18 protein-coding genes and 1 pseudogene are annotated in these 25,012 nt (G+C 48.3%); 14 read left to right on the forward strand and 5 right to left on the reverse strand.

What is annotated here, in order from left to right; genetic code table 11:
- The first annotated feature begins 66 nt into the window (after window positions 1–66).
- Both DXD92_RS07990 and trmL read left to right on the forward strand, forming a co-directional pair.
- Window positions 67–1,047, forward strand: coding sequence for an AIR synthase-related protein (locus DXD92_RS07990; RefSeq protein WP_118666573.1), 981 nt, complete (start codon window positions 67–69; stop codon window positions 1,045–1,047).
- Between the two features lie 32 nt (window positions 1,048–1,079).
- Entirely contained in the window at window positions 1,080–1,580 is a 501-nt protein-coding gene (gene trmL / locus DXD92_RS07995) for a tRNA (uridine(34)/cytosine(34)/5-carboxymethylaminomethyluridine(34)-2'-O)-methyltransferase TrmL (protein WP_117802093.1), read from the forward strand.
- 42 nt (window positions 1,581–1,622) lie between these two features.
- Here the strand turns inward: trmL and DXD92_RS08000 are convergent, their stop codons facing one another.
- The 4 genes from DXD92_RS08000 to DXD92_RS08015 all read right to left on the reverse strand — a co-directional run bounded on the left by DXD92_RS08000 (window position 1,623) and on the right by DXD92_RS08015 (window position 6,750).
- Entirely contained in the window at window positions 1,623–2,114 is a 492-nt protein-coding gene (locus DXD92_RS08000; RefSeq protein ID WP_022461605.1) for a CinA family protein, read from the reverse strand.
- A gap of 63 nt (window positions 2,115–2,177) precedes the next feature.
- Window positions 2,178–3,596: a sensor histidine kinase gene (locus DXD92_RS08005; RefSeq protein WP_022461606.1), complete on the reverse strand. Its 1,419-nt coding sequence runs from the start codon at window positions 3,594–3,596 to the stop codon at window positions 2,178–2,180.
- On the reverse strand, window positions 3,596–4,300 hold the full coding sequence (locus tag DXD92_RS08010) for a response regulator transcription factor (protein ID WP_022461607.1): 705 nt from the start codon (window positions 4,298–4,300) through the stop codon (window positions 3,596–3,598). The genes DXD92_RS08005 and DXD92_RS08010 overlap by 1 nt, the downstream gene beginning before the upstream one ends.
- A gap of 74 nt (window positions 4,301–4,374) precedes the next feature.
- Window positions 4,375–6,750, reverse strand: a complete 2,376-nt coding sequence (locus tag DXD92_RS08015; RefSeq protein WP_055220632.1) for an endonuclease MutS2 — start codon at window positions 6,748–6,750, stop codon at window positions 4,375–4,377.
- A gap of 501 nt (window positions 6,751–7,251) precedes the next feature.
- On the opposite strand from DXD92_RS08015, the gene DXD92_RS08020 reads away from it, so the two are divergent.
- The 7 genes and pseudogenes from DXD92_RS08020 to rhaD all read left to right on the forward strand — a co-directional run.
- Window positions 7,252–8,706, forward strand: coding sequence for a S1C family serine protease (locus DXD92_RS08020; RefSeq protein WP_055266337.1), 1,455 nt, complete (start codon window positions 7,252–7,254; stop codon window positions 8,704–8,706).
- A 237-nt stretch (window positions 8,707–8,943) separates the two neighbouring features.
- Window positions 8,944–9,894, forward strand: coding sequence for a 3'-5' exoribonuclease YhaM family protein (locus DXD92_RS08025; RefSeq protein ID WP_118640379.1), 951 nt, complete (start codon window positions 8,944–8,946; stop codon window positions 9,892–9,894).
- A complete protein-coding gene (gene rlmD, locus DXD92_RS08030) occupies window positions 9,891–11,279 on the forward strand; it encodes a 23S rRNA (uracil(1939)-C(5))-methyltransferase RlmD (RefSeq protein ID WP_118640372.1) in 1,389 nt (462 codons plus the stop codon). The genes DXD92_RS08025 and rlmD overlap by 4 nt, the downstream gene beginning before the upstream one ends.
- 396 nt (window positions 11,280–11,675) lie before the next feature.
- Complete coding sequence (locus DXD92_RS08040; protein WP_055267517.1) at window positions 11,676–11,969, forward strand: ParB N-terminal domain-containing protein; 294 nt, start codon at window positions 11,676–11,678, stop codon at window positions 11,967–11,969.
- Window positions 11,970–12,398: 429 nt separating this feature from the next.
- Window positions 12,399–12,662, forward strand: a complete 264-nt coding sequence (locus tag DXD92_RS18970; RefSeq protein WP_055267519.1) for a hypothetical protein — start codon at window positions 12,399–12,401, stop codon at window positions 12,660–12,662.
- Between the two features lie 414 nt (window positions 12,663–13,076).
- On the forward strand, window positions 13,077–13,313 hold the full coding sequence (locus tag DXD92_RS08050) for a hypothetical protein (RefSeq protein ID WP_118700810.1): 237 nt from the start codon (window positions 13,077–13,079) through the stop codon (window positions 13,311–13,313).
- Between the two features lie 90 nt (window positions 13,314–13,403).
- A pseudogene (gene rhaD / locus DXD92_RS08055) lies at window positions 13,404–13,946 on the forward strand (rhamnulose-1-phosphate aldolase); the annotation flags it as partial.
- Between the two features lie 8 nt (window positions 13,947–13,954).
- Here the strand turns inward: rhaD and DXD92_RS08060 are convergent.
- Window positions 13,955–14,992, reverse strand: coding sequence for an AraC family transcriptional regulator (locus DXD92_RS08060; protein WP_158565064.1), 1,038 nt, complete (start codon window positions 14,990–14,992; stop codon window positions 13,955–13,957).
- A 214-nt stretch (window positions 14,993–15,206) separates the two neighbouring features.
- Between DXD92_RS08060 and DXD92_RS08065 the strand changes: the two genes are divergently transcribed.
- The 5 genes from DXD92_RS08065 (at window position 15,207) to DXD92_RS08085 (ending at window position 25,007) form a co-directional block, all read left to right on the forward strand.
- A complete protein-coding gene (locus DXD92_RS08065; RefSeq protein ID WP_055267525.1) occupies window positions 15,207–16,298 on the forward strand; it encodes an alpha/beta hydrolase in 1,092 nt (363 codons plus the stop codon).
- Between the two features lie 35 nt (window positions 16,299–16,333).
- Entirely contained in the window at window positions 16,334–18,586 is a 2,253-nt protein-coding gene (locus DXD92_RS08070; protein WP_117802661.1) for a glycoside hydrolase family 3 C-terminal domain-containing protein, read from the forward strand.
- A 62-nt stretch (window positions 18,587–18,648) separates the two neighbouring features.
- A complete protein-coding gene (locus tag DXD92_RS08075) occupies window positions 18,649–21,444 on the forward strand; it encodes an alpha-L-rhamnosidase (RefSeq protein WP_118594967.1) in 2,796 nt (931 codons plus the stop codon).
- Window positions 21,445–21,458: 14 nt separating this feature from the next.
- Window positions 21,459–24,089, forward strand: a complete 2,631-nt coding sequence (locus DXD92_RS08080) for a family 78 glycoside hydrolase catalytic domain (RefSeq protein WP_117813817.1) — start codon at window positions 21,459–21,461, stop codon at window positions 24,087–24,089.
- A 105-nt stretch (window positions 24,090–24,194) separates the two neighbouring features.
- Window positions 24,195–25,007, forward strand: coding sequence for an SGNH/GDSL hydrolase family protein (locus DXD92_RS08085; protein WP_227093632.1), 813 nt, complete (start codon window positions 24,195–24,197; stop codon window positions 25,005–25,007).
- Window positions 25,008–25,012 lie beyond the last annotated feature (5 nt).

Below are 25,012 nucleotides of genomic sequence, written 5' to 3' on the forward strand. Positions count from 1 at the left end.
AGGGAAAAGGAGTACGGATTCCGTCTGCTTTTTCGTTTGAAACAGGAAGTTCGAGGAGGACAAGGGATGCGAAAGGGTAAATTACAGCAGAGCGTGCTGGTGCGCTCGGTGTTTAAGATGCTGGGGCAGAAAAGAGAGGACGCAGCAGGGCCGGCGGTTGGACGTGGGGTATCGGCATTTGCAGGAGAAAAGGAGACGCAGGTGTTTTCGTGTGCGCCGGTGCTGGTGAAGGATCCGGAGGACGCGGTGCTCGCGGTCTGCCGGGTGTGCAACAGTGTGGCCGCGGCGGGGGCATCGGCAAAAGGAGTGCTGGTGTCGCTGATGCTGCCGGAGGCGATGGAAGAAAAGGATTTAAAGGAGCTGATGCGGGCGGTTGACGGTGCGTGTGTGCGGTATGGAACTGCGGTGATCGGCGGGCATACGGAGGTGACGGACGGGGTTTTGTATCCGGTGCTTACCGTGACGGCGGCAGGCGGGACAACGCGTGCGGGGCTGTTTGATCCGTCGTGTGTGACAGCGGATTTGGATCTTGTCGTGACGAAGGGGATTGCGCTTGGCGCGGTGTCTTATCTGGCAAAGACAAGAAGGGATGAGCTTCTGACGAGATTTTCTCCGGGATTTATCCATGGGGCGGCGGATTTTTCGGAGGATTACTCTGTCTGCCGTGAGGCGGAGATTGCGATCGAGCACGGTGCGGCTGCGATGCAGGATCTCTCGGAGGGCGGGATTTTCGGGGCGCTCTGGGAGATGGCGGACGGCGCGGGTATCGGGCTTGATGTGGCGCTGAAGAGGATTCCGATCCAGCAGGAGACGGTGGAGATCTGTGAATTTTTCGGGGTGAATCCGTATCAGATGCTTTCGACGGGGGCGCTGCTGATTGCGGCGGCGGACGGCGAGGGGCTGGTGCAGAAAATGGCACTCGAAGGGATTCCATCGGCGGTGATTGGGCGGACGACATCCGGGAAGGAGAGGATTCTCCGGAACGGGGAAGAGGTCCGGTATCTGGATAAGCCGCAGATGGATGAGATGTACCGGGTTGGCAGATAAGGCTTAAATATACGACAGGAGTGATTGGTAAAATGGCACATTTGAATATTGTTCTTCATGAGCCGGAGATTCCAGCAAATACAGGTAATATCGGACGGACGTGTGTGGCGACGGGGACGAGGCTGCATCTGATTAAGCCGCTGGGGTTTGATATTTCGGACAAGGCGGTCAGGCGCGCGGGGCTGGATTACTGGCCGAAGCTGGATGTGACAGTGTATGAGAGTTACGAGGATTTTCTGGAGAAAAATCCGGGGGCGAAGATTTACTATGCGACGACGAAGGGGCCGCAGACGTATGTGGATGTGCAGTATGAAGAGGACTGCTTTATCATGTTCGGAAAGGAAAGCGCGGGGATTCCGGAGGATATTCTGTACGATAATCAGGAGACGGCGGTGCGGATTCCGATGATTAATGATATTCGGTCGCTGAACCTTTCAAATTCCGTGGCGATCGTACTGTACGAGGCACTGCGGCAGAATAGCTTTGACCATATGCAGCTCGCGGGGCATTTGCGGACGCATGAGTGGAGGTAGACGGACGGGACTCTGGTGATCGTAGACGGAGCTGCATTCTTTTTATAAGGAAGAAGTTAAGATCATTTCCAATTCGGCAAAGACCTGCTCTGCGTAAAGCTGTTTGATTTCGTGGCGGGTCATGCCGGAGACGTTGGTCTGGAAGGTGAAGGTGTGGGCTTGGGCTTTGTATAAAATACAGAAGTAGACGACGCCCTGTACGCTGTCAGCGTTGTTGGGGTCGAGATTTCCGGTTGTGCCGGTGATTCCGATGGCGATGGCGGTGTGCAGGTTTTCTTGTACTGTGCGGGCCATGGCTTCGGCGCATTCGGGGGAGTAGACGCCGTGGATTTCGATGACGGAAGGGTCGACGCCGACGAGGACTTTGGTTTCGTTCAGATACGTGACGTAGCCGCCGGGGAAAATGGCGGAGGCGCCTTCGGTGTCGGTGATCAGGGAGGCGATCAGACCGGAAGTGCAGCTTTCCATGGTGGAAATGGTGGTGTGGGATGCAATGAGCTGTTTGATGATGGAATCAATGGTGTTTGGGTTCATAGTGAAAATTACCTCCAGAGTTAGTTTGATATGTCTGGCAAAAAAGCCCCTCGGCGGAGGGGCTTATTTTGGTGCTTCGCCTTTGGCGAGTGTAAAGATAAATTCGGTACCAACGCCCTCTGTACTGATGACATTGATATTCTGGTTATGCGCAGTGATGATCTCTTTGACGATCGAAAGCCCAAGTCCCGTTCCTTTGCGGTCCTTGCCGCGGGAGGCGTCGAGCTTGTAGAAGCGCTCCCAGATTTTCGTGATGCTTGCCTTTGGAATGCCGCAGCCGGTGTCCTTGACGGAGACGAAGACTTTACCGTGCTTCTCCGTTGTCTCAACTGTGATGGTGGAATCGTTGTTGCTGAATTTGATTGCATTATCAATGAGATTGTACAGCACCTGCTGGATTTTTCCCATATCGGCGCAGACGTATAAGGTGCGCGATGCGAGGATCAGTGAAATGGAAATCCGCTTTTTTGTGCAGGTTCCCTCAAACGAAGCGGCGGTATCCTTGATGACGGCGTTGATGTCAAACGAGGTCAGATCAAGCATATTCCCTTTATCGTCGATGTCGTTCAGCGTCAGCAGGCTCTGCGTCAGCTTGTGCAGCCGTTCTGTCTCAAACAGAACGATTTTCAGATATTTTTCCTGCATTTCCGGCGGAATCGTTCCGTCTAGGATTGCCTCCACGTAGCCTTTGATCGAGGTCAGCGGTGAGCGGAAGTCGTGAGAGACGTTCGCCACAAATTTCCGCTGGTATTCGCCGGTCTTGTTCAGCTCGCCGGACATGTAGTTCAGCGTGGAAGCGAGATACCCCATCTCATCGTGAGATTTAACATCAATTTTGTGGGTCAGGTTGCCGGAGGCATACTCCTTTGCACCGTTGATGATCTTTTTCAGCGGCCGGTACACGACGAGGGAGAAAAAGATCAGAATCACAAACGAGAGTCCGAACACGAGCAGGAACAGAAAATCAATCCGTGCCAGCAGACTTTCCCTCTGCTGATAGACGTCCTGCAGCGGAAGGTGGATGGCGACATAGCCATTGATCCGGAAATCGGAGGTGACGGGAACCATGACGCTCAGCATCTTGTCTTCGAAATAGCCGAAAAACGTTCCCGTGCTGTAATACTCGCTGCCGAGCGCAACTGGATCAAAACCGTCGATGATCTCCGGGTTTTCCTCATCGAGTGCAGCTGCCGTGTTCAGCAGAATTTCCCCGTCTGCGCTGATGAGCCAGATCTGGGAATTGTGATAGGAAGCCAGTGCACTGAGCGAATTGTAAAGATCCGTCAGGGAACGCTCACTGTGGTAATAAAGGTCGCCCTGTTTGGAAGCGATCTGCGTGGCCTCCCGGTACAGACTGGTGCTCGCGCTGGAGACCAGACTGTCCTCCACCATGCGGGAGCCGACCGTTGAGATCAGCGTAAAGCCGGCAATGGCGAGAATGACATAAATGAGAATTAATTTCCGGTAAAGCGTGCGTCGCATTATTTTTTAACCTCAAACTTGTAACCGATGCCCCAGACCGTCGTGATGGCCCAGGAGGCATGGTCCTTGATTTTTTCGCGGAGACGTTTGATATGAACGTCTACCGTGCGGGTATCGCCGATGTACTCATAGCCCCAGATATGGTCGAGGAGCTGTTCCCGCGTAAAGACCTGGTTTGGTGAGGAAGCAAGGAAGTAGAGAAGCTCCAGTTCCTTCGGCGGCATATCGACGGTGCGGCCCTGGTAAATGACGGAATAGTTCGTCTGGTTGATGATAAGATCCGGGTACTCGACACATTTTCCTGCGGTCGCGGACACCGGGATCGTGCGTGATGGCTGAAATCTCCGCAGCACTGCTTTCACACGGGCAACGAGCTCCTTGGAATCAAATGGTTTGATGATGTAGTCATCCGCGCCGAGTTCCAGGCCGAGGACTTTGTCGAACACCTCGCCCTTTGCCGAGAGCATGATGATCGGAACATCGGAATCGTGCCGGATTTCGCGGCAGACCTGGTAGCCGTCCATGCCGGGCAGCATCAGGTCGAGCAGAATCAGGTTCGGCTGGAAGGAGTGAAACTCCCGGACAGCCTCTTCTCCATCGTTTACAATTTTTGTGTCATAGCATTCCTTGGTCAGATAGAGAGAAATCAGTTCTGCGATATTGTTATCGTCATCGACAATCAGAATTTTCTGTTTGGAAGCCATAAAAGATTCTCCTTCACTGGGGACAGGACGGAACCGCATACAGTATGCGTTCCGTCCCATATTTTCCTGAGTTTTTATTTCTTAAACGTAACAATCGTAACGCCGGCATCGCCCTCGCCGAATTCCGCTAAATGGAAGTCCGCTACGTGTTTCTGGCGGCGCAGATAATTGTGAATGCCTTTCCGCAGTGCGCCCGTTCCTTTTCCGTGGACAACGCGGACACTCGGCAGATGGGAGAGATAAGCGTCATCGAGATATTTGTCGAGTTCGGCAACCGCTTCATCCACCGTTTTTCCGAGCAGATTGATCTCGGTAGAAATCGTGGCAGCCTTGGAAAGCTTCGATTTTCCGCTGCTTGTGCGGGAGATGGACGGGCCGGTGATGACAGCCTCGTCGATCAGCACAAGGTCGGAGATATGCACTTTGGTCCGCATGATACCCATCTGGACGAAGAGATTTCCCTTTGAATCCGGGCGGGTGCTGACAGTACCTTTGAGATTCATGCTTAAGACTTTGACGGCATCGCCGAGATGAAGATCCTGCGGGCGGAGATTTCCGGTGCGCTTCGGCACTTCCTTCGCCTTTTTCTTATCGAGCTTGTTCATTTTTTCACGCAGAGCGGTACGTTTCTGCTCCATTTCGCGGACGGAAACATTCTCTTTTCCAAATTTCTGGAAATCGCGCATCGTCTGGTCGGCGTATTCCTTCGCCTCGCGGAGAATTCTCTGTGCCTCCTCGGTTGCATTGGAGATCATCTTTTCTTTTCTTGCGTCGATCTGTTCCTGATTCTTGGCAAGGCTCTGCTTCAGGGATTCGACTTCCGCGCGGGTGCGGGCAAGCTCTTCTTTTTCGCGTTCCAGCGTGATCCGGTTCTGCTCGAGAGTGGTCAGAACGTCCTCAAACGATTCATCCTGCTCGCTGATTTCGTCTTTTGCCTTGTTGATGATGTAGTCCGGCAGGCCGAGTTTGCTGGAAATCGCAAACGCATTACTCTTTCCAGGAACGCCGACGAGCAGACGGTATGTCGGGCTTAAAGTCTCGACATCGAATTCACAGCAGGCATTCTCCACGCCCGGTGTGGATAAGGCATAGATTTTCAGTTCACTGTAGTGTGTCGTTGCCATGGTGCGGATGCCGCGCTCGTGGAGCGTAGAGAGGATCGCGATGGCAAGCGCCGCGCCCTCTGTCGGGTCGGTACCGGCGCCGAGCTCATCGAACAGGACGAGGGAATTGCGGTCTGCCTTGTCGAGGAAGGAAACCACATTCGTCATGTGGGAGGAGAAGGTACTCAACGACTGCTCGATGCTCTGCTCATCACCGATATCGGCGTAAACCTCGTCGAAAACGGAAAGGGAGGAGCGGTCGAGTGCCGGAATGTGAAGTCCGGACTGGCCCATCAGTGTTAAGAGTCCGACCGTCTTTAAGGAAACCGTTTTACCGCCGGTATTCGGTCCTGTGACGATCAGAAGGTCGAAATCTTCGCCGAGCGACAGATCAATCGGAACGACTTTTTTCGCATTGATCAGCGGGTGGCGTGCCTTGCGCAGGTGGATTTTACCTTCGGTGTTGAAGATCGGCTCATTGGCGTTCTGCTCCATTGCAAGAGCGGCGCGCGCGAAGATGAAGTCAAGCTCTACCATGTTTTCGAGGTCGTAACGGATCTCATCGCGGTGCAGGTCTGCCTGGGCACTCAACGTAGAGAGGATGACCTCGATTTCTTTTGCTTCTTCAATTTCCAGCTCACGGATATCGTTGTTCAGTTTGACAACGGCCATCGGCTCGACAAAGAAGGTGGAACCGGTCGAGGACTGGTCATGTACCATGCCAGGAACCTGGCCTTTGTACTCGGATTTGATCGGGATACAGTAGCGGCCGTCGCGCATCGTGATGACGGCATCCTGCAGATACGTGCGGTAGGAACCGTTGACGAGCGAGATTAACTGGCTGTGGATTTTTTCCTCACACGATTTGATGGAACGACGGATGCGGCGTAGATTCGGGCTTGCATCATCGCTGATTTCATCCTCGGAGAGAATACAGCGGCGGATTTCCGTGGAAAGCAGCGTCAGAGGCTCCAGTGTTTCGAAGAGATCTTCGAGGCTGTCCGGCGTCTGGTCCGCATTTTCGCGGCGGCCGTACGCTTTGACGCGTGCCGTGTTTTCCAGAAGTGCGGCGGTCTGCAGAAGCTCCGTGATGTTCATGGAGCTGCCGATTTCGAGACGCTTTAATGCGCCGCGGATATCTTTGGCATCACCAAAGGAAATGTGGCCTTTTTTAAAGAGCCGGGTGAGCGCGTCGTGTGTCTCGTGCTGCATCCGCGTAATCTGGGAGAGGGAAGAAGAAGGAACGAGCTCCAGACATTTCTTCCGGCCCAGCGGAGAACTGGCATACGAAGCCAGTTGTTCGATAATTTTGTCGTATTCGAGCGTTTTTAATGCTTTCTGATTCATAATACTTACCTTTTCGTAATTCATAATTCAGTCATTGTCTACAGATAACGCGGTATTTTTGATGCAATACCGCACGGATCTGATGTTACAGTTCACAGGTACCCTGCAAACTGTAACATTCGCAGCCCTCATTTAAAGTTTTGTTTCGCAAAAGGAGGGCTGCTCACACCTGAATCACTTTCTTACGCAGCGAAACAGCAAGTGTTTCACTGCTGAGTGAACAGTAGCGATCTGATTATATATCTGCACGGGAAGTACAGACCGGAAGTGGAATGTGGGTCACAGGTTTTTCCACTCCCCCAATTATACCTTAAAAAAGAAAAGAAAGAAACCCCAAGAACGAGAAAATGCAGGATGTTGCGCAAATGAGAAAAAAATGTAACAGTCTTCATAAAATGTTCATATCTATCTGGTAAAGTTTTTTATATATGTGAAGATTGCGGAAGCGCATATGCGCAGAGCAGTTCGGTATGGAATACAGATGTATGGAGAAAGAAATGTATGGAAAATGACCCAAAACCTTACAAATTCATGAAAGAGAGCATCAAAAAGCAGCCGCCCGACTGGAAAAAGATTGTTCTTCTGATTGCCGGATGGCTGGCACTTGCGGCGCTTGGCGGTCTGGTTGCGGCTGCGGTATTTGCGGTGACAGAGCCAAAGATTGCAGAAGCAGTTACCAGGGAAGAGCCGCCGGCGAAAGTGGATATCCCGGGAGATGAGGATCCAAACAGCGGACAGGAGCCGGATGAGACAATTACCGCATCTTCGGCGAGTGCGTCGGTAGACAGCAGCGGCTCCGGTTCGGAAATCAGCAGTTCTACAGTGGATAGCAGTACTTCAGAAAGCAGTGTATCCGAAAGTACGGTTTCCGAAAGCACAGAGGAGAATGGAGCGGCAGAGGGAACGGAAAGCAGCACTTCCGAAGAGCCGGAGGAGGGCAGCGAGGTTTCCAGTGTCGATGGGGAAACGGATGCGGAGGAAAAGGACAGCAGCCTGAAAAATTATGAAGCGCTCTACCAGGATATGCTGGAAGTAACGGAAAAACCAAAACGAGCGCTGGTTACCGTCATCGGCATTACCAATCAGATGGACTATTTTAACCAGAACTATGAAAACCAGCAGCAGATTTCCGGTCTGATTGTTGCGGACAACGGGCAGGATCTCTTTATTCTGACGGAATACCGCATCGTGGAAAATGTGGAGCGGATTCAGGTCACCTTCTGGGACGAGACGATGGTGGATGCCACATACCAGCGCCACGATCCGAGCACCGGCCTTACGATTGTGAAGGTGGATGAATCGAAGCTGGATGAGGAAACACGGGACGGTCTTGCGGTTGCGCCGCTCGGCAGTTCGTATCTCGTCAGCCAGGGTGACCCGGTCGTGGCTGTCGGAAGCCCGGTCGGCTACAGCAATTCGATTGCGTATGGTGTGGTGACTTCGGTTACGAACAAGATTTCCGCGCTGGACAATGAGTACAATCTGCTGACCACCGACATCCTCGGCAGCACGGACGGCAGCGGCATTCTGGTAAATCTTGACGGCGAAATCGTCGGCATTATTGCGCAGAGTTACAGTGCCAAGGGAAACAACGTGGTGACGGGCATTGCGATTTCCCAGATCAAAAAGCTGATCGAAAATCTTTCCAACAACGTGAGCCGCGCGTATATCGGCATCCGCGGACAGGATGTCACAGAAGAACTTTCCGATAAAACCGGCATTCCAAAAGGCGTTCTCATCAGCCGCGTCGCAGACGATTCTCCGGCGATGATGGCAGGCATGAAAGAGTACGATGTGATTGTAAAGCTCGGGGAGCACAAGGTTGAGACGATCAAACAGTACCATGAACAGCTTGGCAAATACAGCACAGGAGACGTGGTTACCGTGACGGCGATGCGGAAAGGCGCCGAAGGGTATGCGGAGATGACGTTTGATGTGACGATGGGGGAAGTATAAAAAACAGAGGCTTTCGGGAGCAGAAAAAGCCGGTTTTAGCCGGTGGGGCTTCCGGAAGCTTTTCTTTTCGAATGGTTTTCCACTGGCGGATGAAAAAATACGTGCATTCTGCAGGAAAATCTGGTAGAATTGGTAAGGCATGCAGGAGCACAGGCTTTGCATCATAAAAACGGCATCATAGAAACAAAAACGGAACACTGTGTCCGCATTTATTTTAGAAAAAGAGGATTTATTTTTATGAAGTATATCAACGAACTCCGGGAAGGAAACCGCATTTCCGGAATTTATCTCTGCAAACATAAACAGTCGGCTGTTACCAAAAACGGAAAACAGTACGAAAACGTGATCTTACAGGATAAAACCGGTACGATCGATGCGAAAATCTGGGATCCGAATTCTATGGGAATCCGTGAATTTGAAGCACTAGATTATGTAGATATTATGGGAGATGTTTCCAGTTTCAATGGAGCACTTCAGGTTTCCATTAAAAATGCAAGAAAAGCGGAAGAGGGCGAATATAATCCGGCGGACTATCTGCCGACGAGCCGTTACGACATCAATACGATGTATCAGGAGCTGCTCTCCTGGATCGGAACGGTGAAAAATCAGTATCTCTCCGGACTGCTGACGTATTATTTTATCCAGGATCAGGAGACCGCAAAACGGTTCCGCATGAGCTCTGCAGCAAAAAGCGTGCATCACGGATTCGTCGGCGGCCTTTTAGAGCATACGTTAAGTGTCACCCGTTTCTGCGATTTTATGGTAAAATCGTATCCGATTCTGAACCGCGATCTGCTGATTACGGCAGCGATTCTGCACGATATCGGAAAGACGAAAGAACTCTCCTTATTCCCGCAGAACGATTACACCAATGACGGACAGCTGCTCGGCCACATCATGATCGGTGCGGAGATGGTACACGATGCGGCGCAGAAGATCGACGGTTTCCCACAGGAACTCGAGAATCAGTTAAAGCACTGCATTCTGGCGCACCACGGCGAGCTGGAATACGGTTCCCCGAAAAAACCGGCAATGGTGGAGGCGGTAGCGCTGAACCTGGCGGACAATGCCGATGCCAAAATGGAAACCCTGACCGAGCTGTTTGACGCAGCGCCGGCCGGCAATGAGTGGCTTGGCTACAACCGGTTTTTTGAGTCCAACATCTGCAGAACAGGAGACTTTTCATGAGCTATCAGAAAAATGATGTACTGACGGTGAAAATTGAAGATATGGGACACGACGGAGAGGGTATAGGCAAATGCGAGGGCTATACCCTCTTTGTCAAGGACACCGTCATCGGCGATCTTGCCGAGGTAAAAGTGATCAAAGCAAAGAAAAATTACGGCTACGCGCGCCTGATGCGCCTGATCGAGCCGTCCGCACACCGTGTCGAGCCGGTCTGCCCGGTTGCACGTCCGTGCGGCGGATGCCAGTTGCAGATGCTCGACTATGCGGAGCAGCTTCGCTTTAAGGAGAAGAAAATCGCCGGAAATCTCCAGCGCATCGGCGGCATGGCGGAGATCCCGATGGAGCCGATCGTGGGGATGGAAAATCCGTTCCGCTATCGAAACAAAGCCCAGTTTCCGATCGGGCAGGATAGAAATGGAAAGCTGATTACGGGATTTTATGCGGGAAGAACGCATCAGATCATGGAAAACCGGAACTGTTATCTCGGCGTGGAGCAGAACGAGGAGATTCTGAACCGCATTCTTGCCTGGATGGAGGAGAACGGCGTTCCGGCATACAACGAGGAGACCGGCAAAGGCCTGGTGCGCCATGTGCTGATCCGGTTTGGATTTATGACGAAAGAGATTATGGTTTGTCTCGTTGTGAACGGAAAGAAACTGCCGGCCGAGGAGAAACTCATCAAATCGCTGACAGAACTCGAAGGCATGACAAGCATTACCCTAAGCGCAAACCGTGAGCGGACCAATGTGATCATGGGAAAAGAAATCCGCTGCCTGTGGGGACAGGGGTATATCACCGACTATATTGGAAACGTAAAATATCGGATCTCCCCGCTGTCCTTCTACCAGGTCAACCCGGCGCAGACGGAAAAGCTGTACGGCCTTGCCCTGGAATACGCAGGCCTCACTGGAAATGAGACGGTCTGGGATCTCTACTGCGGCATCGGAACGATTTCCCTGTTCCTCGCGCAGAAAGCCAAAAAAGTCTACGGCGTCGAAATCGTCCCGGAGGCAATCGCGGATGCGAAGAACAATGCGAAAATTAACGAGATCGAAAACGCTGAATTTTTCGTTGGAAAATCGGAAGAGATTCTTCCGGCCTACTACGAACAGTACGCCAAAGACCACCCGGGCGAACACGCCCACGCGGACGTCATCGTCGTCGATCCGCCGAGAAAAGGCTGCGAAGAAAACCTCCTCCACACCATGGCCAGCATGCAGCCGGACCGCATCGTGTATGTATCCTGCGATTCCGCAACGCTGGCACGAGATGTGAAGGTGCTTGGGGAGCTGGGGTATGAAGTAAAGAAAGTCCGAGGGGTTGACCAATTCCCGATGACGTGCCATGTGGAGTGCGTGGTTGCACTACATCGGGTCGATATGTAAGAATCCTTGATTTGCGCGAAGGCAACGAGGAGAGTTCCGAAGAAATAACTGGCTGTAAAGCCAGTGTTTATGCGGAATTCGACGACTGCCCGCGAGTCGGGAAGTTTGTAAAACTTCTCGACTTCCGGCACTTTGAGCGACATATGATGTTCTCACAGAGTGATAGAAAAACCTACAAAAAAGCAATTTCAGACGGTGTGAATGTCTCAGTCGTATTGGATGTGGGGTGTGGAAACACATAAAAGTACAATTAATATTTTGAAGTTATTCAATAGAATACGAAGCGTGAAAGACCGTTCATTTTCAAGTAATTGGAGATGAGCGGTCTTTTTCTGTTTGCAGATAACATTGACGTAACTGAGTAGAAGTTATTCTACCGGAAGAACGGAGGTTGTAATGGAAGAGATAAAGAGTATCAGAATAAGCGAGTTAAAGGACTTTAAGAACCATCCTTTTCATGTGCAGCAGGACATAGAGCTGTGTGCCCTTATGAAAAGTATTGAAGATGAGGGTGTGATTGTACCTTTGCTTGTAAGACCGAATCCTGACGGAGAAGGTTATGAAGTGATTGCAGGACACAGACGAAAGGCAGATGCCGGCTGGGCTGGTCTTGCGGAGGTTCCGGCAGTTATAAGAGAATTGGATGATGATCAGGCGATAGTGGCGATGGTAGATTCTGTGCGCCCGTAAGGCGTTTGGGGTGGACACCCAAGCGACGTGGGTCATTATGATTTTGTTTTGAGAAAACAATAAGAAAAATTATCAAGTGTGAAGAACACAGTCTTATCGCCAACAACTAACCTTGAATGGAAACATAAAGGGGACAACAGCACGTTTGTAAAGGCACAAGTCAACAAAGCTTCCAAGTTGCGACTGAGTGTCGAGGTGAAAGGTACTATATGAGGATGAAAGCTAAACTGCTTGAAGGAAAGTCAGAGGCTAGAGCTAACCATCTCCGCACCGAAGGGAAGATGTTACGGTGATGTATTGGCAGATTAGTATTTTGCTGTCTGCAATCTGCGTGATAATCAATGCAAGCTAGCCATAGGTTCATTTGAGGATGCATCTGAAATCAAGGAAAAATTCAGAGTATTTCTCGAGGATACTCTGCATCTTGAGATGTCCGAAAAAAAGACCAAGATAACACATAGTCAAGATAAAGCAAGATTTCTTGGATATGATATCACCACCGCAAAGAACTCAGCGCTTATGCAATCATCAGGGCATACAGAAATGCCTATTCAGGCGGTTGGACAGGAACAACCTGTGCCTGACGATAAGGGTGCTTCTGGGAATATGGATTACACAGAGGAGGATGTGAAGAAGTATCAGATGGATCCTGATATCAATGAGTTGCTGGATTTCAGTTTTTGCGGGGAATGACAGCAGAAGGCTACAAAACATTTATAAATGGAAGTGTTATGGCATCATTTATGGAAGGAATTGTAGCCTCAATTTTAGAAGAAAAAAGTGGTGCCGGATACGGCACGAATTGTAGCCAATTAAATACAGTTATCAGCGTAATTGAAGCCATGTATCTTTGCGAAGGTATGTGGCTTTTTCCTTTTTGCGCTGAGGATAGATTTTTTAACCAGCCCTCGTGCATTTATGCGAGGGCTAAGCCTCGCAGAGCGAAATACACCCATCGCACAAAACTTCGTTTTGTACTCTGTGTATTTCGCCCTTGCAGGGGGCTATCACGCCGGATACGGCGGTGGGTTCGTAAACGGACACCTATATGTCCACTCACATTGGCATTAGAAGTGAAAGAAAGAGTTGCAGGAGCAGATTGCTGTATTGGATAGAAAAGCAGGGAGGATGAAATCAGAGCTTTCAAATGTGCTTCAGGATGCAGACTATGCAAATGCTTCGGAGTTTTATACCGAGCTATTCATGGTTCGTGAGGAGAGGCAAAGGTATGAAGAGGCTTGTAAGGAATGGCAGCAGAAGTGTGTTGAGGTGGAACTTGTAGCGGTGAAGGATAGTAAGTATTTTGGGGACGTAATTCCGATTAGCAGGAATAGAGGGCGATAAAGTAAGGCGATGCTATTAGTGAATCTGATAGCATCTGTGTAACTACATAGTGACAATTTTGCATCTTCGAAGTGGTAGTCTATGCAAAATATCATCGAATTGGATGAAAAAGGAGAGAATTACCGCATCCTTTGGGGTCTGGTAAACGGAGGCAGACCGACCAGTGAGCTGCCGAGTCACCTGATGAACCATGAAGTGAAAAAAGGCGTTACCAATGTTTATCATGCACATACCACGAATGTGATCGCACTGACATTTGTACTGCCGTTGGAGGATAAAGTATTTACTAGAGAACTCTGGGAGATGGCGACCGAGTGCCCGGTTGTATTTCCTTCCGGAATCGGTGTAGTAGGATGGATGGTGCCGGGCGGCCGTGAGATCGCAGTGGCGACAAGTGCCCTGATGAAAGAATATGATGTGGCAATCTGGGCGCATCACGGCATGTTCTGCTCAGGGGAAGACTTTGATCTTACATTCGGATTAATGCACACCGTAGAGAAATCCGCGGAAATCCTTGTAAAGATGCTGTCCATGAGACCGGATAAAAGACAGACAATCTCACCTCAGAATTTCAGAGATTTGGCGAAAGATTTTAAAGTAACTTTACCGGAAAAGTTTCTATATGGCAAATAATGTACATATCACATATTTGGCGTATCAGAAGCATGAAGCATGTTTCGATATTCCATAGGCGTACATCCGTATTTCTTGCGGAACAGCTGAAAGAAAAAGCTGGTATTCTGATATCCGACGGCAAGGCTGATATCATTTGTGGAAAGTGCGGTGCTCCTTAACAATTTTGCCGCCTGAGAGAGCCGGTGTGTCTGGACCAGCTCTTTGTAAGTGGTTCCGGTATGCTGGCGTATGTAGGCAGAGAGATAGTTTGGGTGCATATTAAAAAACTCAGCTGTAGAAGAAAGGGTACAGTCCGCAAAGTTTGTTTCGATATATCGGAGTATGGTATAAATCTGATCCACAGAGGCGTGATCTAGAACCATACCGTGCTGGAACAGATTGATCATCTCGCAGGTAATCAGCGTAAAAAGACTGTCTAAAAAAGGTCCGGATGTTACGGACGGAGAATAAAATTCACAGAGAAACTGGTTGGCAAGATCTGCCAGCCGGTTTTGTTTTTGTTCCGGGGAAAAGACAATATACATGCTTTCCTGCATCGTGGTGTTCAGAGCCTCAATGAAAAAGTGTGTAAGGTAATTATCCTGAGACAGGCGTTCAAAAAAAGTACCGTTCAGATATTCGCGCGTCAGCAGAAAATTGATGATAATATCATTTTCTGAACATCTTTTGACAGAATGAGGTGCATTCTGGCTGATCAGAACCATCTGCCCGGCTTTTAGCCTGAATGTAGTCTTATTTATCGTCATTGTGCAGGAACCAGAATAAATATAACTCAACTCCAGCCACTCATGGATATGCAGAGGTACGTTTTCAAAACGATCCTGTTTTACAACAGCGAAGTTGTAATAACTCGGAAGCACTTTCTTTGAAAGAAATAAAGAACGCAGATCTTCAAGGTTCGTATCAAAACGGTAACAGGGTGTATCAAACTTACCTCTGGCAACAGGAAATTGTGAATAATCTTTCTTTACACCATTCAGACGCTGGGTTTCTTCGGTAGTGTGCTGCTTCAGAAATTGATTCAATGCAGATAATGTCATCATATATAATCTCTCCTTTTCGAGATATGAATGAACTGTGATTATAGTCATCAGCAGTTTATTTAACCTGTCTAAAATATACCATATTGGGGGCAAAGGTGTACAGAGTAATCTCGGATATTTATTAAGTTTGGTCGGTAAATCACTTATGTTTCGTTGATGTAATTTTAGTCTGTATAAAGTAAGATGTCAGTAAGAAAAGGAGGCATAGGTTAGGATGAAGATATTTTTTGCAGTAGTGGTGATTGTTTTATTATTTGTAATCGGTGCGACATTATATGTCTATAAAAAAAGTGCCATGTTTTTGCCGGCACTTCTTGGCATCTGCGGATTTCCAAAAATAAAGGAAAGCAGCTATTACGATGAAAACGGACATTTCCGTCCGGGAACGGGGGAGGACAAAGTTGGATTTTTCATGCAGCATCCGGTATTCGGCGGTTTTAAACATATGTTTTTCAATGTGGAGGACAACGTGCTGAAAGCTATTGCGCCTGTAAAGTATAAGGATTTTTTAAAGGCGCCGGGCCGTGAGGAACAATTGGATGCAGCCTTGGAATCTTTCAATTATCTAACCGGACTTGTTGAGAAAGGTCAGGCAAGGCTGGTGTCGGATCTGTATCCTGCGGAAGCAGTGAAGGGTCATCCGTACAGGTCACATCTGACGGGAATGTTTTATCAGGGACAACAGGGAAAACCACTTGCCATTGTAGTTCCGGGAGGCGGATTTATCAGTAATGTAACTGATTGCGAGGGGTATCCTGTGGCGATGAAGCTGCATAAAATGGGATATTCTGTTTTCGTCGTAAGTTATCCGGTCGGCAGACAGCTGGGTGAGACAGAACAGGTAAAGCAGGGACAGGCTGCCGCGAGGGAACTGACACAAGTGATTCGATATCTGACGGAGCATCAAAAACAGTTTTCTGTAAACATGGATGATTATGCCATCTTTGGTTTTTCAGCAGGAGGACTTATGACCACGGCGTATTCATTTGCCAATTATGAGGACTGCTGCCACAAGAATCATCTGCCAAGACCGAAGGTGATCTTCCCTATGTATGGTCTGGACTGGAATATCAAAGCTTTGCAGGAGGACAAGGGACTGGCGGTATTTTCTATCGTAGGGCGGGATGATGAGTTCGGTTTTGCAAATGTGGAAGATAAACTGCCGGAATTAGAGAAGGTACTGGGCAAAGAAAATGTGTCGGTCAGAATCGTTGACGGACTGGGACATGGATTTGGAATAGGAAATGAAACAAAAGTGAAAAACTGGCTTCAGGAAGCAGTCATCTTCTGGGAAGCCCACAGATAGGAACAGATAAGAATTTATTTAAGGAGGATTTCATAATGAGCAGAAACCTGAAAGAATTGATCAGACAGATGACACTGGAGGAAAAAGCAGGACTATGTTCGGGAGCGGATTTCTGGAACACGATGGGAATCGAAAGGTTAGGGATTCCTTCCGTTATGATGACAGACGGCCCGCACGGCTTGCGCAAACAGGAAGGCGCGGCAGATCATCTCGGCCTGAATAAAAGTGTGAATGCAGTCTGCTTTCCGGCAGCCTGCGCCACGGCATCCAGCTTTGACGTGGAACTGATGGAATGTATGGGACAGATCCTTGGGGACGAGTGTCAGGCTGAGAACGTGGGCATGCTCCTCGGCCCTGCAGTTAATATCAAACGCAGTCCTCTCTGCGGAAGGAATTTTGAATATATGTCCGAAGATCCATATCTGACAGGAAAGATGGCGTCAGCATATATCCGGGGCGTACAGTCGAAAGGCATCGGAACCAGTATGAAACACTTCGCCGCGAATAATCAGGAAACAGACCGTATGCAGATATCGTCGGAAGTATCGGAACGGGCTTTCCGGGAAATTTATCTGCCGGCTTTTGAGGAGGCGGTGAAGAAAGCGCAGCCAAAGACTGTGATGTGCAGCTACAATAAGATCAACGGAGTATTTTCTTCAGAGAATAAGAAGCTTCTGACAGATATCCTGCGGGATGAGTGGGGATTTGAAGGATATGTGGTCAGTGACTGGGGAGCTGTAAATGACCGGGTGAAAGGACTGAAAGCCGGTCTTGACTTGGAGATGCCGGGATCAGGAGGATATAATACAAGAAAGATTATTCAGGCAGTGGAGAATGGAGAACTGGAGGAAGAAATTCTTGACAGAACGGTGGAACGCATACTGAAAGTAGTCTTCTCCTACACAGATAACAGGAAAGCGGAGACTGTATTTGACAGGGAAAAGGATCACAAAGCAGCGGCAGATATCGAAACAGAGTGCGCCGTACTTCTGGAAAACAGGGGAGTGCTGCCGCTGAAAAAAGAACAGAAAGTAGTCTATATCGGGGAATTTGCAAAGAAACCGCGATACCAGGGCGGGGGATCGAGTCACATCAATACGGACAGCGTAGTGTCGGCTCTGGAAACTGCGGTGAGAAAAGGCAGGGCAGTGGAGTACGTGAAAGGCTTCTCGTCAGAGCGTGACGAGATGACAGAAGAGGATCTGAAACAGGCGTGTGAAGCGGCAGCGGGCGCAGATGTAGTTGTAATCTTTGCCGGACTGCCGGACAGCTTTGAGTCGGAAGGATATGACAGAACATCCATGGAACTGCCAAAGTGTCAGAATCGCCTTATAGAGGCTGTGGCTGAGATACAGAAAAATGTGGTAGTGGTTCTTCATAACGGAAGTCCCGTAGAAACTCCATGGGCGGAGTCTGTAAATGCCATTCTGGAGATGTATCTGGGAGGAGAAGGCATTGGGGAGGCCAGCGACCGGCTGTTATTTGGGGAGGCAAATCCAGGAGGACGTCTGGCGGAGACGTTCCCATATCGTCTGGAAGACAACCCGAGTTACCTGAATTTCCCTGGAGACGGCAGGACTGTTCTCTATGGAGAAGATATCTTTGTCGGATACCGTTACTATGATGCGAAGAAAGTACCGGTGCGCTGGGCATTCGGCCATGGACTGTCATATACGGAATTCAGCTACAGCAATATGAAACTCTCTTCTGCGGAAATGAAAGATGGAGATATTCTGAAGGTGAGCATTGATGTGGAGAATACAGGGAAGAGGGCAGGAAGTGAAGTGGTTCAACTCTATGTCAGTGACAAGGACAGCACGGTGCCAAGAGCAGTGAAAGAACTAAAAGGGTTTGCGAAAGTATTTCTGAATCCGGGTGAGAAGAAGACGGTTACAATGGAACTTTGCGCGAGAGATTTTGCTTACTACGAGACAAAGATTCACGACTGGTACACTCCGTCAGGTACATATGAGATCCAGATCGGGCATGCCAGCGATGAGATCAGAGAGGCTGCAGAACTTACATTTACTACTGATGTGCTGCTGCCGTTCACTGTGGATATGACCACTACAATGGGGGAATTGATGAACCACCCGAAGACAGCAGGGAAAATGATGGAGTATCTTGAGGGGATATCACAGGGAGAAGAACCTAAGAAAGAAGATGGGGAGGTACAGCTTGTGACTCCGGAAATTATTGCGCAGATGCCGCTGAAATCATTTTTAAGCGTTATTCCGGGCGAAGCGATCGAGCAGATGATCGTGGAGTTAAATGCTCTGTGTCAGTAGTGGGAGGAACGGTTGGCTTATTATTGGATGAAAAAGTATCAGCATGAAAATGAGGAAGAATTATGGGCAAGATTTATGCGGCAAAAACAAATCATATCACAAACCCTTTAGGGTTTTATCTGAAACCGTTGGTATTTTCATGGAAAGTGAAAGGCGGCAGAGGACAGGAACAGAAACATGCAAGGATTGTGATCAGCAAGAACAAAACCTTTACAGATATCTGTCACGACACGGGGGAGGCAGAGCTGGACAGTCTCTCTGCAAGAGTGGAATTTGAACCGCAGCCGTATACAAGATATTACTGGAAAGTTATTGTGACAACAGATGCAGAGGAAGTGATCGAATCAGACACGCAGTTCTTTGAGACCGCCAAAATGGATGAACCGTGGACGGGCAGGTGGATTACCTGTGACAGCAGTCAGGAACGGCATCCGATTTTCTCAAAGAGGATTCGTCCGGCAAAAGAAGTGAAAAGCGCAAGACTGTACATTTGCGGCCTGGGATTGTATGAGGCATATTTTCTTGGGGAAAATAAAGAAAATCCTAAGAAAATCGGTGAAGAGTATCTGACTCCGTACTGCAATAATTATGACCGGTGGATCCAGTATCAGACGTATGACATCACAGAACAGGCAGAACGAGGAGGTGTGCTGTCTGTTCTTCTCGGAAACGGTTGGTATAAAGGCAGGTTCGGTTTCAATGATCCGGAGCGGGAAGCATATTACGGTGACGAGTGGAAGCTGATTGCGGAGATTCACATAGAGTACAAAGACGGAACGAAAGATGTGATCAGTTCTGATGAAACCTGGTCAGTTACAAGAAGCAATTTGTGGTTTTCCAATATCTATGACGGTGAGAGAAGAGATGATACGCTGCCGCCGGTAGAGGAGTCTCCTGCGCGGATCGCAAAGGTTCCGAAAGGCCGGCTTATGGAACGGTTATCTCTTCCAGTTAAGGTACAGGAGGAGATGAAGCCGGCAGAGCTGATCCATACTCCTGCCGGAGAAGAGGTATTTGATCTGGGGCAGGAGATCACGGGGATCTTCCGGCTGCGGGTGCATGAGCCGGCGGGGACAACTATCAGGATTCAGACGGGCGAGGTGCTTCAGGACGGATGTTTCTACAACGAGAATTTAAGAACTGCACTTTCGGAGTACATTTATGTTTCTGATGGTACAGAAAAGGTGATTACGCCTCATTTTACATACTATGGTTATCGATATGTGAAAGTGACCGGGGTTAGGGACCTTTCGTGTGAGGATTTTACGGCGCTTGTTCTTTACAGTGATTATGAGAGCATCGGGGCAATCGAGACAGGGAATGATCTTGTGAACAAATTAATCTCCAATATCGAATGGGGAATGAAAGGGAACTTTCTGGATGTGCCTACAGACTGTCCCCAAAGAGATGAGAGGATGGGCTGGACAGGAGATACACAGGTATTTTCCGCGACTGCAAGCTATCTGGCTGATACCTATGCGTTTTACCGAAAATATTTATACGACCTGTATCAGGAACAGCTTCTGGCGGGCGGAATGGTTCCGGAGATTGTCCCCACATTCGGACCGACAAAATGTTCCTGCGCATGGGGAGACGCCGCATGTATCATCCCCTGGAACGTATATTTGTTCAGCGGGGACAAAACAATACTCGAAAACCAAATTGAGAGCATGAAAGCGTGGGTCGATTATATCCGGAGAATTGATGGAGACCATCATGGATGGAGACAGGTTTTCCATTATGGTGACTGGCTTGCTCTTGACCGTACAGGTGCCGCTGCGAACAGCGTGTATGGAGCGACTGATGAAGCATACATTGCAGACATCTACTACGCGGCAAGTGCACAGATTGTTGCAAAAGCAGCAGAGGTGCTTGGACTGGAAGAAACGAGACAGGAGTATCAGAAAATCGCAGACCGTCAGTGGCAGGTCGTGAAAGAAGAATATTTTACTGCTACAGGCAGATGTGCGGTGAAGACGCAGACAGGGCTTATTCTTGCACTGAAATATCATCTGTCTGAAAATGAAGAACTGACAAAGCAGATGCTGCAAAAGCTTCTCAGGGATAATAAAAATAAATTAAATACCGGGTTTGTAGGAACCCCGCTTCTGTGCAATGTCCTGACTGATCATGGAATGACAGACGCGGCATACCGGCTGCTTCTGAATAAGGAATACCCGGGCTGGCTCCATGAAGTGAAGCTGGGAGCAACAACGGTGTGGGAGCGTTGGAATTCACTGGATGAGAGCGGACATGTCTCCAGCACGGGGATGAACAGTCTAAATCATTATTCTTACGGCGCTGTATTGGAGTGGATCTTCCGTCATGCGGCCGGGATTGATGTGACGGAACAGAACCCGGGAGGCAGGGTGATGCGGATCAGCCCGAAAGTGAATAATGGACTGAAATATGTAAAAGCTGTTTATGATTCGGCAAGCGGATGCTATCAGTGCGGCTGGGAGATATCAGAGGATAATAAAATCACGGTCACTGTTACGGTTCCGTTCGGCGGAAGTGCAGAAGTGGTTCTTCCATATGCGTCGGAATCTGTATATGAAGATAAAGAAAATCCATTATTTGAAGAGGTGGAAAATGGAATCTGCCGTGTGAGAGCCGGAGAATATGAAGTCGCTTATGAGGCGTCACAGCCTTTAAAGAAGAAATACAGCATAGACTCGACAATGGAAGAACTGCTGAACCATCCGGATATCCGCGCGTTTCTTTCTCAAATGATGGAAGTGGATATGATCCCCGATATTGCATATGGGCTTTCGCTTAGAGATGTCGCGAAAACATTCGCAGGAGAGATAAAAAAAGATGAGGCGCAGATGCTGGATGCGGCACTGGCAAAATTCTAATCAGGAGGGTTGCTATGGAGCTTATAAGGCTTAAAGTAAACAGTCAATATAGACCATGCGTGGACGAAGCACCTTATTTTTCATGGGTAATCACTAGTGATGAAAAGAATGTGATGCAGACATCCTATCATATCACAGTGAAAAATATGGACGAAGTAATGTGGGATTCTGGAATGGTAGAAAGTGATAAAAGTATTTTTGTGGAGTACTCCGGGAAACCATTACAAAGTCTCAGTGACTACAACTGGACAGTGGAAGTGACAGTTAATAACGGAGAAAAGGCGGCGGCATCCTCATCCTTTGAGACAGGATTTATGAAGAAAGAATGGACGGCCGAGTGGGTGAAATCTCCGTTTCCTATGAAAAAGGTAAAACCCGGAACCGGCGGGCAGAACCCGGCAGAATATTTTCGCAAAGAATTTGATGCACGAGACGGCATAAAACGAGCGCGCGTTTATGCCACCTGTCACGGAGCATATCAGCTCAGCATGAACGGAATGCGTCCGGATGACAGAGAGTTTGCGCCGGAATTTACCGTCTATTCTAAATATCTGTGCTACCAGACTTATGATGTGACCCCGTTTTTGAGAGAGGGAGGAAATGTCATAGGAATGCTGGTGGGGGACGGCTGGTATGACAGCGCGAACTTTAAACCGAGAAGCAGGAAGTTTAAAGCCGAACATTCTGTGTTATTTCAGATAAAGATTGATTATGAAGACGGAACGAGTGAAATGGTGCTGTCAGATGATACGGTGAAAGTTTCAGAAAGTCCGATTCGTTCATCAGATCTGTTTGCAGGTGAACTCTATGACGCACGGATGGAACAGGAAAACTGGAACTGCTGCGGATTCGATGACAGCAGCTGGAAAACCGGTATTCCATGCGGAAAAATTTACGTGAACCTGGTGGCTCAGTACGGGGAACCGGTGCGCCCGGTAAAAGAAGTGCCGGCAGTAGGAATGACAGTTAGCCCGAAAGGCGAGACGATCATTGACTTTGGACAGAACTTGGCAGGTGTTCTGCGGGTAAAAAGCAAACTGCCGGCCGGAACAAAAATGGTATTAGATCATTTTGAAACTCTTGATCAATATGGAAACTATTTCAACAATATTTTCATGTCAGAGAAAACAGGGCACAAGCAAAGTGATATTTATATCTCAAACGGGAAATTCACAGAATACATACCGCATTTTACATATCATGGATTCCGCTATGTGAGAGTGACATGCGATCAGCCGGTGAGCCCGGAGGATTTCACAGCGATTGTCCTGTCTTCTGACAATGAGGATCTGGGAACATTTGAGACGTCCAACGAAGATATAAACCGGCTTTACGAAAATACAAGATGGTCTCAGCGGTCGAATCTGTTTTCAATCCCCACGGACTGCCCGCAGAGAGAAAAAGGCGGATGGACCGGAGATATCCAGATTTATGCAAGAACAGCCATGCTCAACGAAAATGTAACCCCATTTCTGACAAGATGGCTGCGTAATATGACCTTCAGTCAGCAGAAAAATGGGGCAATCCCCAATGTGATCCCCCTTACCGGAATCTATGAATTACTGGAGAAACTGAATCGGATCGTATACCGCAATTTTGAACCGGTGGGAGAAGCAGGATGGGGAGATGCCGCCTGTATCGTACCGTGGAGCATGTATCAGCTTACAGGAAATATCAGGATACTGAGAGAGCAGTATGACACAATGAAAAAGTGGTGCGACTATATCATCAACACTGCAAAGAAGCGTAGAGGCAAGATGAAACATCCAAAAGAAATTGACCAGTATCTGTGGAATACAGGACATCAGTACGGGGAGTGGCTCATACCGAGCCAGACAGTAGACGGAGCAGACCAAAGCGCTGCAAAACTTATCAATACTTCTACATACTGCGCGCCAATTTTTGGATGGAATTCCTGCCGGATCATGGCAGATACGGCAGCACTCCTCGGGCATACATCAGACGAATTATACTATGATGACATTGCGTCCAGAATGAAATCTGCCATTCAAAAAGGACTGATCGATGATGATGGGAAGATGCCTCTTGATTTTATGGGCAGTTATGTGCTGGCAATCGCATTTGATCTTGCTCCTGAAAGGAAGAAAAAAAGTATCGCCGGACATTTGATCCGCAAGATAGAAGAAAACGGGGATTGTCTGGATACAGGGTTCCTGACGACGCCGTATCTGCTGGATGCGCTCTGTAAGATCGGCAGGATGGACAAGGCATATAAAATCCTGCTCCAGACAAAGTGCCCGTCATGGCTTTATGAGGTGAAGCAGGGAGCGACAACAATCTGGGAAAATTACATTTCTTACAAGGAGGACGGGTCTCCGGTTATGACAAGCCTGAACCACTATGCCTTTGGATGCGTGGACGACTGGATGTTCCGGAAGATAAGCGGCATTGATATGGCTGCTCCCGGATTTAAGGAGATTGTAATCGCACCGGAGCCGGACAATGCGTTTACCAGTGTAAAACGTACTTATATAAGTGAGTACGGGGAAATCGCAGTCAGGTGGAGTATGGACGAAGGGAAATTTAAGCTGAAAGTAAAAATCCCCTGCAACACGACTGCCGTTGTAAAGATGCCGGATGGCAGATTATACAAGGTAGGAAGCGGAATGTATCAGTTTGAATAAAGAATCAAAGAAAACAAAATGACAGTATTTGCGAGAACTGACCGGTAAATACAGACGGTTAGTTCTCTTAATATGAAAGTTGAAAATAATAAGGAGTTAGGGATTATGAAAAAGAAAATATTGAAGATTATCTTAAGTATCGTTTTAATTCTGATTCTGGCTGTGGGAATCGGCCTGACATATTTAGTAGGAGCAGCAGGCGGTGGAGGACCGTTTGATTTTGTCTGGAAGAACAAACTGAAAAAAATGCCGGGAAACGCAGAAAAATACAGTCTGGAAAATATAGAACCGTTAGAAAACAGCCCTCTTGAAGGGAAGCGTATCTGCTACCTTGGATCATCTGTAACCTTAGGTCTGTACTCAATGGATGTTTCTTTCGCAGATTATATCTCTTACAGAAATGGCTGTGAGTATGTAAAAGAAGCTGTAAGCGGTACTACTTTAGTGGATAACGGAAAGACGTCTTATATCCAAAGGATGAAAAATAATATCGGTACAGATGAGAAATTCGATGCATTTGTCTGTCAGCTTTCCACGAATGACGCGTCGAAGGAAATGCCGATGGGAGAAATCAGCAGTTCAGAAAATCTGGAGGATTTTGATACACAGACGATAACAGGAGCAATGGAATATATCATTGTATATGCAAAGCAGACATGGAATTGTCCCGTGATCTTTTATACCGGAACAAAATATGACAGTAAACAGTATCAGCAGATGGTAGATGTATTGTTTGAGCTTCAGGATAAATATGGAATAGGCGTGATCGACCTTTGGAATGACGAGGAGATGAATGACGTTTCTGAAAAAGAATATGAAGTTTATATGGCAGATCCGGTTCATCCGACGCAGGCAGGATATCTGGAATGGTGGACGCCTAAGATGGAAGAATACTTATATCAGTTTTTAGAAAGATGATTATT

This window comes from Blautia sp. TM10-2 (genome assembly GCF_003480845.1).
Taxonomy (GTDB): Bacteria; Bacillota; Clostridia; order Lachnospirales; family Lachnospiraceae; genus Fusicatenibacter; species Fusicatenibacter saccharivorans.

Bases quoted from the DNA above. Each gene is read 5' to 3' on its own strand.
- DXD92_RS08025 (WP_118640379.1), top strand. From the start codon at position 8,944: ATGAAGTATATCAACGAACTCCGGGAAGGAAACCGCATTTCCGGAATT.
- DXD92_RS08060 (WP_158565064.1), bottom strand. From the start codon at position 14,992: ATGATGACATTATCTGCATTGAATCAATTTCTGAAGCAGCACACTACC.
- DXD92_RS08085 (WP_227093632.1), top strand. From the start codon at position 24,195: ATGAAAAAGAAAATATTGAAGATTATCTTAAGTATCGTTTTAATTCTG.
- DXD92_RS08015 (WP_055220632.1), bottom strand. From the start codon at position 6,750: ATGAATCAGAAAGCATTAAAAACGCTCGAATACGACAAAATTATCGAA.
- rlmD (WP_118640372.1), top strand. From the start codon at position 9,891: ATGAGCTATCAGAAAAATGATGTACTGACGGTGAAAATTGAAGATATG.
- DXD92_RS08040 (WP_055267517.1), top strand. From the start codon at position 11,676: ATGGAAGAGATAAAGAGTATCAGAATAAGCGAGTTAAAGGACTTTAAG.
- DXD92_RS08065 (WP_055267525.1), top strand. From the start codon at position 15,207: ATGAAGATATTTTTTGCAGTAGTGGTGATTGTTTTATTATTTGTAATC.
- DXD92_RS08000 (WP_022461605.1), bottom strand. From the start codon at position 2,114: ATGAACCCAAACACCATTGATTCCATCATCAAACAGCTCATTGCATCC.
- DXD92_RS08070 (WP_117802661.1), top strand. From the start codon at position 16,334: ATGAGCAGAAACCTGAAAGAATTGATCAGACAGATGACACTGGAGGAA.
- DXD92_RS18970 (WP_055267519.1), top strand. From the start codon at position 12,399: ATGTCCGAAAAAAAGACCAAGATAACACATAGTCAAGATAAAGCAAGA.
- DXD92_RS08005 (WP_022461606.1), bottom strand. From the start codon at position 3,596: ATGCGACGCACGCTTTACCGGAAATTAATTCTCATTTATGTCATTCTC.
- DXD92_RS08075 (WP_118594967.1), top strand. From the start codon at position 18,649: ATGGGCAAGATTTATGCGGCAAAAACAAATCATATCACAAACCCTTTA.
- DXD92_RS08010 (WP_022461607.1), bottom strand. From the start codon at position 4,300: ATGGCTTCCAAACAGAAAATTCTGATTGTCGATGACGATAACAATATC.
- DXD92_RS08020 (WP_055266337.1), top strand. From the start codon at position 7,252: ATGGAAAATGACCCAAAACCTTACAAATTCATGAAAGAGAGCATCAAA.
- DXD92_RS08080 (WP_117813817.1), top strand. From the start codon at position 21,459: ATGGAGCTTATAAGGCTTAAAGTAAACAGTCAATATAGACCATGCGTG.
- trmL (WP_117802093.1), top strand. From the start codon at position 1,080: ATGGCACATTTGAATATTGTTCTTCATGAGCCGGAGATTCCAGCAAAT.
- DXD92_RS07990 (WP_118666573.1), top strand. From the start codon at position 67: ATGCGAAAGGGTAAATTACAGCAGAGCGTGCTGGTGCGCTCGGTGTTT.